This is a genomic window from Ramlibacter sp. AN1015 (assembly GCF_037726105.1).
GTDB lineage: Bacteria > Pseudomonadota > Gammaproteobacteria > Burkholderiales > Burkholderiaceae_C > Ramlibacter.
This window is the reverse complement of record NZ_JBBJUM010000007.1, coordinates 164,515-178,248: the sequence shown is the minus strand read 5'-3', so window position 1 is coordinate 178,248 and position 13,734 is coordinate 164,515. Positions and strand designations below refer to the sequence as shown.

The 13,734-nt window shown below is 69.1% G+C and carries 17 protein-coding genes; 9 read left to right on the top strand and 8 right to left on the bottom strand.

From position 1 onward, the window contains the following. The first annotated feature begins 31 nt into the window (after positions 1-31). The gene (locus WG922_RS13180) at positions 32-925 is read left to right on the top strand and encodes a class I SAM-dependent methyltransferase (protein ID WP_340283134.1); all 894 of its coding nucleotides are present in this window, start codon (positions 32-34) and stop codon (positions 923-925) included. Between the two features lie 74 nt (positions 926-999). Here WG922_RS13180 and WG922_RS13175 read toward each other — a convergent pair whose 3' ends face one another. Continuing rightward, positions 1,000-1,131 (bottom strand): acyl-CoA dehydrogenase family protein, encoded by a 132-nt coding sequence (locus tag WG922_RS13175; RefSeq protein ID WP_340283133.1) that lies wholly within the window; start codon positions 1,129-1,131, stop codon positions 1,000-1,002. 95 nt (positions 1,132-1,226) lie between these two features. Between WG922_RS13175 and WG922_RS13170 the strand changes: the two genes are divergently transcribed. Continuing rightward, positions 1,227-2,432, top strand: a complete 1,206-nt coding sequence (locus tag WG922_RS13170; RefSeq protein ID WP_340283132.1) for a multidrug effflux MFS transporter — start codon at positions 1,227-1,229, stop codon at positions 2,430-2,432. Positions 2,433-2,451: 19 nt separating this feature from the next. Here WG922_RS13170 and WG922_RS13165 read toward each other — a convergent pair whose 3' ends face one another. Then, positions 2,452-3,339, bottom strand: coding sequence for a LysR family transcriptional regulator (locus tag WG922_RS13165; protein ID WP_340283131.1), 888 nt, complete (start codon positions 3,337-3,339; stop codon positions 2,452-2,454). A gap of 71 nt (positions 3,340-3,410) precedes the next feature. Here WG922_RS13165 and WG922_RS13160 point away from each other — a divergent pair, with 71 nt between their 5' ends. From WG922_RS13160 to WG922_RS13150, 3 genes are read left to right on the top strand one after another with little or no spacing between them, the layout of a single operon-like run. Continuing rightward, the gene (locus tag WG922_RS13160) at positions 3,411-3,830 is read left to right on the top strand and encodes a DoxX family protein (RefSeq protein WP_340283130.1); all 420 of its coding nucleotides are present in this window, start codon (positions 3,411-3,413) and stop codon (positions 3,828-3,830) included. Between the two features lie 30 nt (positions 3,831-3,860). Continuing rightward, positions 3,861-4,475 carry a glutathione transferase GstA gene (gstA, locus tag WG922_RS13155; RefSeq protein ID WP_340283129.1) on the top strand — a complete coding sequence of 205 codons (615 nt, stop codon included), beginning with the start codon at positions 3,861-3,863 and terminating at the stop codon, positions 4,473-4,475. After that, positions 4,468-5,136, top strand: a complete 669-nt coding sequence (locus WG922_RS13150; RefSeq protein WP_340283128.1) for a glutathione S-transferase family protein — start codon at positions 4,468-4,470, stop codon at positions 5,134-5,136. The genes gstA and WG922_RS13150 overlap by 8 nt, the downstream gene beginning before the upstream one ends. A 33-nt stretch (positions 5,137-5,169) precedes the next feature. Here WG922_RS13150 and WG922_RS13145 read toward each other — a convergent pair whose 3' ends face one another. After that, positions 5,170-6,081, bottom strand: a complete 912-nt coding sequence (locus WG922_RS13145; protein WP_340283127.1) for a LysR substrate-binding domain-containing protein — start codon at positions 6,079-6,081, stop codon at positions 5,170-5,172. 52 nt (positions 6,082-6,133) lie between these two features. Between WG922_RS13145 and WG922_RS13140 the strand changes: the two genes are divergently transcribed. Next, positions 6,134-6,487 carry a hypothetical protein gene (locus tag WG922_RS13140; protein ID WP_340283126.1) on the top strand — a complete coding sequence of 118 codons (354 nt, stop codon included), beginning with the start codon at positions 6,134-6,136 and terminating at the stop codon, positions 6,485-6,487. Between the two features lie 93 nt (positions 6,488-6,580). Here the strand turns inward: WG922_RS13140 and pmbA are convergent, their stop codons facing one another. Next, the gene (gene pmbA / locus WG922_RS13135) at positions 6,581-7,957 is read right to left on the bottom strand and encodes a metalloprotease PmbA (protein ID WP_340283125.1); all 1,377 of its coding nucleotides are present in this window, start codon (positions 7,955-7,957) and stop codon (positions 6,581-6,583) included. 60 nt (positions 7,958-8,017) lie between these two features. Between pmbA and yjgA the strand changes: the two genes are divergently transcribed. Both yjgA and mog read left to right on the top strand, forming a co-directional pair. Continuing rightward, on the top strand, positions 8,018-8,671 hold the full coding sequence (gene yjgA, locus WG922_RS13130) for a ribosome biogenesis factor YjgA (RefSeq protein ID WP_340283124.1): 654 nt from the start codon (positions 8,018-8,020) through the stop codon (positions 8,669-8,671). Beyond that, positions 8,668-9,264, top strand: a complete 597-nt coding sequence (mog, locus tag WG922_RS13125) for a molybdopterin adenylyltransferase (RefSeq protein ID WP_340283123.1) — start codon at positions 8,668-8,670, stop codon at positions 9,262-9,264. The genes yjgA and mog overlap by 4 nt, the downstream gene beginning before the upstream one ends. A gap of 135 nt (positions 9,265-9,399) precedes the next feature. Here the strand turns inward: mog and cysE are convergent, their stop codons facing one another. Together cysE and WG922_RS13115 are read right to left on the bottom strand one after the other, a co-directional pair. After that, entirely contained in the window at positions 9,400-10,173 is a 774-nt protein-coding gene (gene cysE / locus WG922_RS13120) for a serine O-acetyltransferase (RefSeq protein WP_340283122.1), read from the bottom strand. Positions 10,174-10,186: 13 nt separating this feature from the next. Beyond that, positions 10,187-10,936 carry an RNA methyltransferase gene (locus tag WG922_RS13115; protein WP_340283121.1) on the bottom strand — a complete coding sequence of 250 codons (750 nt, stop codon included), beginning with the start codon at positions 10,934-10,936 and terminating at the stop codon, positions 10,187-10,189. Positions 10,937-11,048: 112 nt separating this feature from the next. Here WG922_RS13115 and WG922_RS13110 point away from each other — a divergent pair, with 112 nt between their 5' ends. Continuing rightward, complete coding sequence (locus tag WG922_RS13110) at positions 11,049-12,110, top strand: inositol monophosphatase family protein (RefSeq protein ID WP_340283120.1); 1,062 nt, start codon at positions 11,049-11,051, stop codon at positions 12,108-12,110. Between the two features lie 21 nt (positions 12,111-12,131). Here WG922_RS13110 and WG922_RS13105 read toward each other — a convergent pair whose 3' ends face one another. Together WG922_RS13105 and WG922_RS13100 are read right to left on the bottom strand one after the other, a co-directional pair. Continuing rightward, positions 12,132-12,338: a hypothetical protein gene (locus tag WG922_RS13105; protein WP_340283118.1), complete on the bottom strand. Its 207-nt coding sequence runs from the start codon at positions 12,336-12,338 to the stop codon at positions 12,132-12,134. Between the two features lie 137 nt (positions 12,339-12,475). Continuing rightward, positions 12,476-13,459 carry a hypothetical protein gene (locus tag WG922_RS13100; RefSeq protein ID WP_340283116.1) on the bottom strand — a complete coding sequence of 328 codons (984 nt, stop codon included), beginning with the start codon at positions 13,457-13,459 and terminating at the stop codon, positions 12,476-12,478. Positions 13,460-13,734: the final 275 nt, after the last annotated feature.

Below are 13,734 nucleotides of genomic sequence, written 5' to 3'. Positions count from 1 at the left end.
CTGATGCCGGATCAACACACAAGGAGTAGACATGAAAGTGAGTTCCGATCGCAAGAACGAAGCGAGCCTCGCACCCGCGACGGATGAACTGGCGTTCAAGTCAGGGATGCGCATGCAGTGGGACGAGGCCGCACCTGGCTGGAACGCCCACGCTCCGAAGATCCGCGCCTGGCTCGGCCCCGCAACCGACGCGATGCTCAGCATGGCCGGGGTGGCACAGGGCTCCCGTGTGCTCGACATCGCCGCCGGGACAGGCGACCAGACGCTGGCGATCGCCGAGCGTGTCGGTCCGCAGGGCAGCGTCCTGGCGAGCGACCTCTCACCCGCCGCCGTGGCGCTCGCCGAAGACAACGCGCAAGCCGCCGGCTTCGCCAATGTGCGCGTGCAGGTTGCCGACGGCGAGGACCTCCAGGTCGAGGCTGCATCGTTCGACGCAGCAGTCTGCCGGCTCGGGCTGATGTTCTTCCCGGACCCTCTGCGGGGCCTGCAGGAGATGCACCGCGCACTGCGACCCGGTGGCGGCGCCTGCACGATGGTGTTCTCGAGCCCGCAGAAGAACCCGTGCCTGACGATCATGATGTCCACGGCCCTGAAACACGCCGGCCTCCCACCGCGCGATCCCGAGTCGCCGGGCGGGCTGCTCAGTCTGGGCCGGCCCGGCCGCATCGACGAGCTCTTCAAGGCCGCAGGGTTTCGCGATGTCGCGACCACCGAGATGTATGCGCCGTTTCAGCTGCCGTCGGTAGAAGGCTATCTCGACTTCATCCGCACCTCGGCAAGTCCGATACAGCAGATCCTGGGCCGCCTTGCCAAGGAAGCGGCCGACGCCGCCTGGCGCGAGATCCAGGAGCGCTTGTCCGCCTTCGCAACTCCGCAGGGCTGGGTGGGGCCGAACGAACTGCTCTTGACAGCCGGACGCCGCTGACAACCAGCCGCCTGAGCAGACGCGCTGCGCTCGCCCCGAACCGCTCGGTCGGTGATCCGCACCACCGTCGCTGCTCAGGCGCGCCCTTGCAGCACCCCCTTGGCAACCGTGTTGCGCTGGATTTCGCTCGTGCCGGCCACGATGCGGTACATGCGCAGCCGACGGAAGATGACCCGACCGGATGGCGCGACGGATCTTGTTCGCACCGCGCCTGGCCGATCCTGAGGCGCAGAAGCGGGCAGCCCCATGCGGCGCCCCCAGGGCCGCGGCCGCTTGGGGGACGTGGAGCAAAATTGCACCAATGCAGAGATCCTTCTTCGGCCTCGCCGTGGTGCTGGGGCTCGTATCGGCCGTAGGCCCCTTTGCCATCGACATGTACCTGCCGGCGCTGCCGACCATCGGCCGCGCGCTGGACGCTTCGCCGGCGACGGTGCAGGCCAGCCTCATCGTCTTCTTCCTGGCGCTCGGCCTGGGGCAGATGGTGTACGGCCCGGTATCCGACATGCTCGGGCGCAAGGGGCCCCTGTATTTCGGCCTCGGCCTCTTCTCCGTCGGCAGCATCGGCTGCGCACTCGCTCCGGATTCCGGAACGCTGCTGGCGATGCGCTTCGTGCAGGGGCTCGGCGCATGTGCGGGGATGGTGATTCCGCGGGCCGTGGTCCGCGACCTGCACACCGGCACCGATGCGGCGCGCCTGATGTCCATGCTGATGCTGGTCTTCAGCGTGTCTCCGATCCTCGCGCCGCTCACCGGCAGCCTGCTCATCGAGACCTTCGGCTGGCGCGCCGTCTTCTGGGCTGTCGTGGTGGCGGCCGCGGTGGCCGCTGCCCTCCTCTACAACTTCCTTCCCGAGACGCGGCCGCCTGAAGACCGGATCGACAGCAGCTTCCGAAGTGCGATGCGGTCGTACGCGGTGTTGCTGCGGGACCGGCATTTCGTGGGCCTGTGTCTCATCGGCGGCTTCGGCGTGGCGAGCTTCTTCGCGTATCTCGCCACCTCCTCATTCGTGCTGATCGACCACTATGGGCTGAGCCCGCGGCAGTACAGCGTGGCGTTTGCGGCGAACGCCGCATCGTTCATCGGGGCGTCGCAGCTCACTGCGCGCTGGGGCAGCCGCTTCGGTCTCGTGCGCATGGTGAAGGTGGCGGCCACCGCTTGTGCGCTCATCATGGCCTCGGCCCTGATGGCGCAGTTGGCCGGCGGGGACGACCTGTGGGCGATGCTGGCCATGCTGTTCGCGGGCTACGGCGCCCTGGGTCTGGTCGTGCCGGCGACGATGGTGCTGTCGCTCGAGGAGCACGGCTCCATCGCCGGAGCGGCGTCGGCGCTTGCCGGAACGCTGCACTTCGCGTGCGGCATCCTCGTGATGGGTACGGTGAGCCTGTTCGCCAACGGAGAGCCGGTGCCCATGCTTGCCGCCATCGCGCTCAGTGCGGCAATGGCTTGCGCCTTTGCCTGGGGAACGCTGCGTCGCCCCACGGCTGCCGCCTCCCCAAACCCGGCCTGAACGCAAGCCCGGCAGCGTCTCAGCGGCGCGGCAGCCGCAGGTTGTCGGCCAGGTGCTGGTAGACGGCGGCTATGCGGCGCAGGTGGCGTGACTCGGGGTGCGCCAGCAGCCACAAGGTGGACTCGCAGCCGTCCAGGGGGTCGGTCAGCGCCTTGAGTTGCGGCTCGATGGCCAGCATGAACACCGGCACCACGCCGACGCCGCAGCCGCTGCGGATGGCGTCGATCACGCCGACGATGCCGTCGGCGAGCAGGCGTGGCGCCAGCTTCGGAAACGCGCGCCGACGCCAGCGAACGCTCGGGTGCTCGGGCATCGACTCGTCCGGCGCGACCCAGTCCTGCGCGTCCAGCGGGCGGCGGCTACCGGCCGCGCGCAATCCGGCCACAACGAACTGGATCTGCCCCAGCTCCCGCCCCACCAGATGCTCGGGCGGCTTGGGCGTCGCCCGCAGCGCGATGTCCGCGTCGCGCTTGGTGAGGTTCAGTAAGGCGTTGTTCGCCTGCACCTCGAGCTGCAGCAGCGGATGGGCACGCGCAAGCGCGGGCAGACAGGGGAGCACGAGGCCGCGCAAAACCGAATCCGTGGTGGTGAGGCGCACGCGACCGTCCACCGCCCCCTGCGCACCCGTGGCGGCGGCGCGCGCGGCCTCGAGCTCGGCTTCGATGCGCTCCGCATGGCGGGCCACCTCCAGCGCCACGTCGGTGGGCAGATAGCCCTGCCGGCTGCGCTCGAACAGGCGCTGACCGAGTCGCCGCTCCAACCGCTGCAGTGCACGAAACACGGTCGAGGGGTCGCTGGCGCTGCGCGCGGCCGCTTCGGCCAGGGTGCGCCCACGGGCGAGCGCGAGCACCACCTGGAGGTCGGAGGCCGTCAGTTCGTATTGCGGATGTGCAATGGACGCTTTCATGAACGCTTATTTTCCTTGCGTTTCAGCAAACCTACATTCTGGGCCTCACCTCTTTCACAGGAACCAACGCAATGACCTCCTCTCCCCTCGATTCGCCCGCCCCGCTGGCTGGCACCGTGTTGCGCGTCGCCCTGGGCGCCATGTGGATCAGCCATGCCTTGCTCAAGGTGCTGGTCTTCACGCTCCCGGGAGCCGCGCAGTTCTTCGACTCCGTTGGCCCGCCGGGCATGCTCGTGTACCCGGTCGTCGCTGCCGAACTGCTCGGCGGGGTCGCCATCCTGGCGGGCTTCTATGGGCGCCAGGTGTCGCTGCTCCTGTCGCCGGTCCTCCTGGTTGCGACGTGGGTGCACCTGCCCAACGGATGGGTGTTCACCGCGCCCAACGGCGGCTGGGAATACCCCGCCTTCCTGATGCTCGCGTCGCTCGTGCACTGGCTGCTCGGCGACGGCGCCTACGCGAGCCGCCGCAGCAATGTGCTCGTCCCCGCCTGACCTTTCCGACCGATGTTCAAGGAGAACCCCATGAAGCTCTATTTTTCGCCTGCCTACTGCTCGCTTGCCGTCCACATCGCCCTGCGTGAATCGGGACTGCCTTTCACGCTGGCTCGCGTGGACACGATGGCTGCCCGCGTGGAGGACGGCAGCGACTTCCGCGCCGTGAATCCACGCGGCTATGTGCCCGTGCTGGAACTGCCGGACGGCAGCCGCCACACCGAAGTAGCGGCGCTGCTGCAGCATGTGGGCGAAGCCGCACCCGACATGGGCTTGCTGCCTCCAGCGGGCAGCCGCCAGCGGTTCGAAGTGCTGCAGTGGCTCACCTTCATCTCGAGCGAACTGCACAAGGCTTTCAGTCCCTGGCTGTTCCACAAGGAGACGGCCGACAGCACCCGACGCGAGGTCAAGGCCAGGATCGCAAGGCGGCTCGGCGAACTCGAGGCGCACCTGGCCAGCCGCCCATGGCTGGTCGGCGAACGCTTCTCCGTAGCCGACGCCTACGCGTTCACCATCGTGCGCTGGGGGCCCATGGCCGGCGTGTCGCTCGCCGCCTTCCCGGCGCTGCAGGCGTACCTCGCGCGCGTCGAATCGCGACCGGCGGTGCGGGCCGCCCTTGTCGCCGAGGGGCTGGCCCATGTCTGAGCCGCTGACGCTCGTGAGCCATGCGCTGTGCCCCTACGTGCAGCGCGCAGCCATCGTCCTGGCGGAGAAGGGCACGGCCTTCGAGCGTCGATGGATCGACCTGGCCGACAAGCCGGCGTGGTTCACCGCCATCTCGCCGCTCGGAAAGACGCCGGTCCTGCTGGTGGGCATGGAAGCGGTGTTCGAGTCCGCCGCCATTTGCGAGTACCTCGACGAGACCCACACGCCGCAACTGCACCCGGCGCACGCGCTGCAGCGCGCGCGGCACCGCGGCTGGATGGAGTTCGGATCGTCGGTGCTCAATGGGATCGCGGCCTACTACACCGCGCCGGACGTCCGGGCGCTGCAGAACCAGCGCGATCTGCTGCGGGCCCGGTTCGCGCAACTGGACGCGGCGCTGGACGCGAGCGGCCCCTGGTTTGCGGGCGAGCAGTTCTGCCTCGTCGATGCCGTGTTCGCGCCGGTATTCCGCTACTTCGACGCCTTCGAGGCCGCAGGCGAGCGCGGCTGGTTCGATGCGACGCCGCGCGTGCGCGCGTGGCGCACCGCGCTCGCGCAGCGCCCGTCGGTCATCGGCGCCGTCCCGAAGGACTTCGACCTCCGGCTGCGTGCCTTCCTGCTTGCGCGCGGCAGCGAGTTGTCTCGCCGGATGCAGGCCTGAGGGTTGTTGGAACGCCGCACCCCGAGGCGCAGCCTACCTGCGCTGCCCGGTGCGGCCTTCCGGCGCCTGCTGCCGCGCGAGTTCCCAGAAAGCCCGCCCGGCAGGTGAGAGACGCGTCGCGTCCAGGCACGCCAGCGCGACCCGACGGGCGACGCGTGGCGTGATGGGCCGGAATGCGAGCCCGGGACGCGGCTCGGGCACCGTGAGGGACGCCAGCACCGAGACACCGTTCCCGTGTGCGACGAACTCCAGGATCGAGATGACCTGGAAAAGCTCGTGAGCGACTTTGGGCCGCACGCCCGCACGTTCGAACATCCGCATGACCATGTCCTGCGACCCTGCCTGCGTCAGGATGAGGGGGTACTCGGCCAGGCTGCGGACCGGGACGGTCTCACTGCGAGCCAGGGGATGGCCCTCGGGCAGGATGGCCATGAGTTCATCGGTTGCGAGCGCCAGGGTGTCCAGCGTGGGCTGGGGCAGGCGAACCACACCGATTTCGACCTTGCGCTCGACCAGGTCCTGCTCGATGTCGGCGTCCGCGCGCTCCGTGACGTGGACCTGCACCCCCGGATATCGCCGGCGGAACGCCTCGAGCAGCGGCGGCAGGAGGCGCAGCGACGTACTGGGCCCGATCGATCCGATGCGCAGCGCTCCCGTCCGCAGCCCGGCCGACGCGGCGGAAGCCCCCTTCAGCTGCTGCAGCGATGCGAACACGTCGCGCGCGTGGACGAGCGCCAGCTCGCCCGCATGGGTCATCACGACCCCCGCTGCCATGCGATCGACCATCTCGCAGCCAAGGCCGGTCTCCAGGGCGCGCAAGGCATGGCTGGTGGCCGAGGCGCTCATGCCGATCCGCGCGCCTGCCGCCGAAATGCTCGAAGAGCCCGGCAGGCTCACCAGGAGCTCCAGCTGGCGCAGGGTAGGAAGGCCGGCGTCTGGCTTCATTGAAAACGGATTCAATTGAACGTGAAGATGCTTGAATCCTAGACTCCATGCCATGAACACACAAGCACGAGTCCACTGCCTGGAATCCGGCCAGGGTCTGCCGCTTGGCGGCTCCGGCGCAGGACACGTGGTCCTGGTGGAGGGAACGCTCCTGGTGCAGCAGCCGGCCGTCTGGCTGGCCGGCTGCTATGTGCGGCCTGCGGCGGTCCGGCTCGCAGCGCCGGCAGCCTGGCCGCGCGGAAGCTACGTGTCCTGCGTCGCGGTCGGCCCGTCGATCGTGCTCGTCCACGGCACCGCGCCGCTGCTTTCCCGCGAGCGGCTTCGGGCAGCTGCTACCTGGATACGCAGGCTCCCGAAGGCACTGGGTAACGACAGCGGACCTACGCGCGAGCCGCTCGCGCATTGAAGCAGCGGCGGCAGCGCGGGCCTGTGCAGTAGACAACAGGGGGGGGCAGCCGGGGGACGGAGCCCTTCTGACTTGCCGCCCCGGCGCGGCGCTTCAGCTGCCCGCCACCTTCATGCGCTCGATCAGCAGCGAGCCCACCGTCTTGGCGCCGTACGTGTACGTGTCCGCTCCCACCGCGGCAATGCCGGAAAGCATGTCGCGCAGATTGCCGGCGATCGTGATCTCCTGCACCGGGAACGCGATCTCGCCGTTCTCGACCCAGAAGCCGCTCGCGCCACGCGAGTAATCGCCTGTCACGTAGTTCACGCCCTGCCCCATCAGCTCGATGACGAACAAGCCGGTGCCGAGCTTGCGCAGCATGGCGGGCAGATCATCCTCGGGCTGGGTCTCGCGAGAGCTGAGCACGAGGTTGTGCGAACCGCCGGCATTGCCCGTGGTCTTCATGCCCAGCTTGCGCGCCGAGTAGCTGCTGAGGAAATAACCCTCGACCCGACCGGCATCGACCACCTTGCGCCCGCTGGTGCGCACACCCTCCTCGTCGAAGGGCGAGCTGCCCTTGCCGCGGCGCACATGCGGGTCTTCGGTGATGTCGATGTGCTTCGGAAGCACCTGCGTGCCAAGCGAATCGAGCAGGAAGGTGCTGCGCCGGTAGAGCGCGCCACCGCTGGTGGCTTGCACATACGCGCCGAGCAGGCCCGCCGCGAGGGGCGACTCGAAGAGCACCGGGCATTCACGCGTGCTGATCTTGCGGGCATCCAGACGCGACAGCGCCCGCTCGGCCGCATAGCGCCCGACCGCGGCCGGCCCGGCGAGCTCCTCGGCGTTGCGCATGGAGCTGTACCAGGCGTCGCGCTGCATGTTGTCGCCGCGGCCGGCGATCGGAGCGACGGAGATCGAGTGGCGCGAACTGGCGTAGCCGCCGCGAAAGCCCCGCGTGTGCGCGCTGAAGAAGTGGCTTTGCTGCGCCGAAACGCCGGCGCCTTCGCTGTTGGTGATCTTGCGGTGCGTCTTGAACGCCGCTTCCTCGCACACCAGCGCGATACGCGCCGCCTCCTCGCTGTCGATGTTCCAGGGGTGGAAGAGGTCGAGATCCGGCTGGTCGGCCGCCTGTGCGATGTCGGCTTCGTCGGGCAGCCCGGCCACCGGGTCTTCGGCCGTGAAGCGTGCGATGTCGTAGGCCGCCTGCACCGTCTGCTCGATGGCCGCTACGGAGAAATCCGACGTACTCGCATTGCCTCGGCGCTGGCCGATGTACACCGTCACGCCCAGTGACTTGTCGCGGTTGCGCTCGACGTTCTCGAGCTCGCCCTTGCGCACCGACACCGACAGCCCGCATCCTTCCGAGGCTTCAGCGCCGGCATCGGTTGCCCCCAGCTGCTTCGCGTGGGCCAGGGCCTTGTCTACGAGTTCTTCGAAGTGCGCGCGACTGTAGCTAAAGCCGCGCTGGGCGCTCGGATCGGGTTTGTTCATGGCGGGGCTATGATACTTGCGACCCCGGCGCGGCTCGGGCCCGCCTCCCCCATTTCACGCATGTCACGCAAACCAAAACGAGGCTACTTCGTGCGCGGCCAGTTCGTCGCCGAAGGCAGCGAACTCGACCAGCAACTCAAGGCCGAGCTGAAGGGCTCGGACATCAGCAAGACCGACCTCAAGCGCGAGAGCGAACAGCTGCAAAAGCTCGGCGAATCGCTGATGACGCTGAGCAGCGACCGGCTCCAGGCGCTGCAGCTTCCCGAAAAGCTGGTGGATGCCCTGGACGAGGCGCGCCGCATCACCAACTTCGAAGGCCGGCGCCGCCAGACGCAGTTCATCGGCAAGCTGATGCGCCTGCTCGACGAGGACACGCTGCAGGCCGCGCGCGACGCGCTCGAAGCGCAGCACCAGGGCTCCGCGCGCGAAACCATGGCGCTGCACGAAGCCGAGCGCTGGCGCGATGCGCTGCTCGCGCGCGACGAGGCCGTGGGCGAATGGCTCACGCGCTACCCGGGCACCGATGCGCAGCAGCTGCGCGCACTCGTGCGCCAGGCACGCAAGGACGCACCACCGGCTTCCGCCGCCGCCGTGTCCCACGGCCTGGCGCCGCGCCAGGGACGCGCGTTCCGCGAAATCTTCCAGGTGGTGCGCGAACAGCTCGCCGCCGACGCGGATGGCGCCAGCGAACAGCCAGAGGACACCCCGCAATGAGCGACTTCGACCCGGTGCGCATCGGCATCGTCTCCATCAGCGATCGCGCTTCCAGTGGCGCCTATGAAGACAAGGGACTGCCGGCACTGCAGGCCTGGCTCGGGCGCGCCCTGCGCAACCGAATCGACTACGAGCCGCGGCTCATTCCCGACGAGCGCGAACGCATCAGCGCCACGCTGGTGGAACTTGTCGATGCAGGCTGTGCGCTCGTGCTCACCACGGGCGGCACCGGCCCGGCCCTGCGCGATGTGACGCCCGAGGCGACGCTCGACATCGCGGACAGGGAGATGCCGGGCTTCGGTGAGCAGATGCGCCAGATCAGCCTGCGCTTCGTGCCCACGGCCATCCTCTCGCGGCAGGTGGCCGTCATCCGCGGACGTTGCCTCATCATCAACCTGCCCGGACAGCCGAAATCGATCCAGGAAACGCTCGAAGGACTGCGCGACGCACAAGGAGCGTCGGTCGTGCCGGGCATCTTCGCGGCCGTGCCCTATTGCATCGATCTCATCGGGGGTCCGTACCTGGAGACGGACGAGTCCGTGTGCAAGGCGTTCCGGCCAAAGACCGCGATCAGGCCCGCGCCCGCGCAGTAGGCGCATAACCGACAACGAGCCCGACAACGAGCCCGACGACGAGCCCGACGACGAGCGCGTCGCGTGACGCGCGGTGTGCGCCGTTCTCGAAGCACAAGGGCTTGAAACGGCCGCGCGGCCGAGCGGTGCCGGCGCCTATTTGCCCACCAGCTGCGACAGCTTCTCTGCCTCGAAGCACTCGGTGCGGGCCGCCTCGTCGGGCACGCAGTCACCCTTGCGACGGGCGTCCGCCAGGTGCTCGATGGCCTGCCACAGCAGTGCGATCTGGTGCTCCTGCGACGAGGCGTTGTCGATCAGGCCCTTGAGTGCCTGCGACACCGGGTCGTCGCTCTGTGTCACACCGTAGGCCGAAAAGCCCAGGCGGCTTGCGACGGCTTCGCGCCGGGCCGAGTCTTCCGCCTGAATGATGCGCGCCGGGATGCCGACCGCCGTGGCGCCCGGCGGCACGGGCTTGGTAACCACCGCATTCGAACCGATGGCCGCGTGGTCGCCCACCTCGAAGCCTCCCAGCACCTTCGCTCCGGCGCCGACCACGACGTTGCGCCCGAGGGTGGGATGGCGCTTGGCTCCCTTGCTCAGCGAGGTGCCGCCCAAGGTGACGCCCTGGTAGATGGTGCAGCCGTCGCCGATCTCCGCGGTCTCGCCGATCACCACGCCCATGCCGTGGTCGATGAACACGCCGTCACCGATGCGGGCACCCGGGTGGATTTCGATGCCGGTGAGCCAGCGCGAGAACTGCGAGGTGAAGCGGCCGAGCCAGCGCATGCGCCGGTCCCACAGCCAATGCGCCATGCGATGCAGGACCAGCGCATGCAGGCCCGGATAGCAGGTGACTACTTCCCAGCTGCTGCGCGCAGCGGGATCGCGGTCGAGGATGCACTGGATGTCGGAACGCAGACGGCTGAACATGATGGCGCCGAGTCTAAGCTTTGCCCCGTGACGCTGCTTGCGACATGGCCTTGGCCACCCCACGCAGAATATGGATCTCTTCCGGCGTCGGAGCGGCGCGGTTGAACAGCTGGTGCAGCCGCGGCATCAGCTTCTTCGGTGCCTGCCGGTCGAGGAACCCGATGTCCACCAGCGCGCGCTCCCAGTGCGCCAGCATGCCGGCCAGCGCCTGGGCATCGGCGGGTTGCGGGGCCGCTTGCGCGGCAGCCGGCACCGCACGCCCGCTGTCGAAACCGCCGAGCGCCTGCCGCCACTCGTAGGCGATCACCTGCAGGGCCGCGGCGAGGTTGAGCGAGCCGAACTGCGGATCCACCGGGATGCGCAGCGCCACATGGCAGCGGTACACGTCGGCATTGGCCATGCCGAAGCGCTCGGGTCCGAACAGGAACGCCACGCCGGCAGGCTGCGGGTGCGTTGCGGCGAGCTGCGCCAGGTGTTCGCGGGGTGCCCGCGTGGGCGGTCCGAAGTCGCGCGGCGTCATGGCCGTGGCGCACAGGTGCGACACCCCCTCGAGTGCTTCGTCGAGCGTCGCCACGATGCGCGCGCGCTGCAGCACATCGACCGCGCCGCTGGCGCGCTGCACGGCCTCCTCGCGCTCCAGCACGTCGGGCCAGCGCGGCGCCACCAGCACCAGGTCGTCGAAGCCCATCACCTTGATCGCGCGCGCCGCGGCACCGACATTGCCGGCATGGCTGGTCTGGATGAGGATGAAACGTGTCTTCACGGCGGGAAAAGTAGAATGGCGGTATTGTCGTGCGACCGCATCGCCGGTCGTTCCCCGCGTCTCGCCGGTGCCCCGCCGCCGCGCCGAGCCTGCTCCTTCTCCTTCACAACCGATGTCGTCCAACCTGCACCCCATGCTCAACGTGGCCATCAAGGCCGCACGCGCCGCCGGCGCCATCATCAATCGCGCCGCACTCGACGTCGAATCGGTGCGCATCTCGCAAAAGCAGGTGAACGACTTCGTCACCGAAGTGGACCACGCTGCCGAGCAGGCCATCATCGAAACCCTGCTCACGGCCTACCCCGACCATGCGATCTGGGCCGAGGAGTCGGGCAAGACCCAGGGGCGCCAGGGCTCCGACTTCGTCTGGATCATCGATCCGCTGGACGGCACCACCAACTTCATCCACGGCTTCCCGGTCTACTGCGTGAGCATCGCGCTGTCGGTGCGCGGCAAGATCGAGCAGGCGGTGATCTACGACCCGACCCGCAACGACCTGTTCACCGCCACCCGCGGCCGCGGCGCCTACCTCAACGAGCGCCGCATCCGCGTGAGCAAGCGCACCGACTTGCGACAGTGCCTTATCTCTACCGGGTTCCCGTTCCGCCCGGGCGACAACTTCAACAACTACCTGCGCATCATGGCCGACGTGATGCAGCGCACCGCCGGGCTCAGGCGGCCCGGTGCCGCGGCACTCGATCTCGCCTATGTCGCGGCCGGCTTCACCGACGCGTTCTTCGAGACCGGGCTTTCGGCCTGGGATGTCGCGGCGGGCTCGCTGCTGGTGACCGAGGCCGGCGGCCTGATCGGCAACTTCACCGGCGAGCCCGAGTTCCTGGAGCAGCGCGAGTGCCTGGCTGGTGCACCGCGGGTGTACGGGCAGCTCGTGCCCATCCTGCAGAAGTACAGCAGATTCGCCAGCGCAGGCGAGAAGGCGCAGGTGCGGCAGGCGGCACAAATCGACCGTCAGGCGCTTGCCGATGAAAGTGCAGCGGCCAACCCGCCGAGCGATGCTTCCGACACGTCCGCCTCAGACGCCGCCGTCGGCGACGATGCGTCAGTGCCCGGTCAGGACGTGACCGGCACCGGCGCGAAGGCGCCGGCAACCGGCACGGGCCGCGCGGTCCTGGGCATCGGGTCCGGCGCCGAGGCGCCGGGCACCCCGCGCGCCTGAGTAGAAAGAAGCGTCGCGCGTTCAGCTGCGACGCTTGCTGCCGGCGCTCTTGTCGGATGGTGCGTCCGCAGCGCCGCGCACGTCGTTGGCCTTGGCGTCGGCCGCGCGCCGCGGCTGCCGTTGCGAAGCCTTCGCGTTGCTGGCCGTCTTGCTCGCGCTGGACGCGCTGGCGCGATCTCCGCTCGGGCGGTTGGAGGACGATGTGCTCTTGGTGCCTGAAGATTTCATGGTGCTGGCCTCTACATCGGTGCTTGCGTGATCGGCGCACGTGAACGGCGCCGGAACCCATTGGCGGTGTCTTGCCGGCAGCGCGCCAGTGGATGCGGTCCGACGGCGCTGTAGGAGTGGTGAGCGAAACGACGCCCTCAAGGGCGCGAAGCCTTGCGTGCTGGCGCGAGCTCGGCTCGTACGCGCGCGTCGCCATCGTTGCCCTTTGTGATGCGGTCCCGGTGGTGCATGGGCAGGGCCGCGGCCCGTGCGTGCGCCTCGCGCCCGTGGTGGCGGCGACCGCGTGCGTCGGACGCGGCGCTGGCGTGCGTCTCGAACGGCTTGTCCCAGTTCCGCACAGGCCGGCGTCGGCGGTCCGCGGCGAATTCCGCTTCGCGCTTGATGAAGGCACACCACGCCTCGCCCAGACTCGTCCGCGGCGAGGAACCGTCGAGCACCTGAACGGCCGCCCAGGTGCGCAGGTTTGCGAATGCCTTGGCCGCGATCGGGGCGCGTTCCTGGAGCTGGGTCCCGGCGAGCAGGTTGCAGGCTTCGAGGTCCAGCGTCCCCAGCGCCTCGTTGGCAGCGCGGCGGGACCCGTCGATCACGTCTTCGCCCCGCGATGCACCGCCGCTGTGCTCCAGCAGTTCTCGCACCTGTTGCTCCAGGAGACGGCGCAGCGCCGCCTGGCTGTCCTCGTCCAGCTGCTCGAAGCCCGGAAGCCGCTCCACCGCGGCGGCCGAAGCATCGGCTGCGGCACGCCGCAGGTTCTCTTGCGACGCTCGCTGCACGATCGCGAGCAGGGTCGATTCGTTCACGACGTCCATGGCGCCCACCATCGACTTCACCAGGGCCTCGCCGTCTTGTCGCCCCAGCGCCGGGCAGCGGTCCTGCAGCACGGTGGCGAAGGCCCGCTGCCACTCGTCGTTGGCCTTGCGATAGCTGGCGCAGGTCTGCGCCGCCGCCCCCAGGCTGGACCAGGCTCCTGCCAGGGTCTTGCCGCCCGGCATTTCGGCGAGGGAGCCCATGACGCGCGTCCGGATGCCCGGCCGCTGTCTCCTGGTGAAGGCGATCCAGCCGGAACTCACCTTCTCGAACGCGCTGGCGCGGGCCGGCACGGAACGGCCGTGTACTGTGTTCATGACTCCCCTTCTGGGTGACCGGACGTGGTGGTGCGTGACAGCGCACCGACAAGCGGGCTGAGTACCCCCGCCGCCGCAGCGGTTCATCTCAGCAGCGGCAAAAAGAACGTCGCGGCATCGAGGGCATTCGACCGGCTCCACGGACGAGGCCATCGGTACGGGTCGGGCGCCCCGAGGCGGCGAACAGCGGTACGCTGGCAAGCGCAAGCACCTGGACCGGCCGGCTGCTCGGATGCCGGGTGCTGGCGGGCATCGGCTTTCTGAGCTACAGCGCC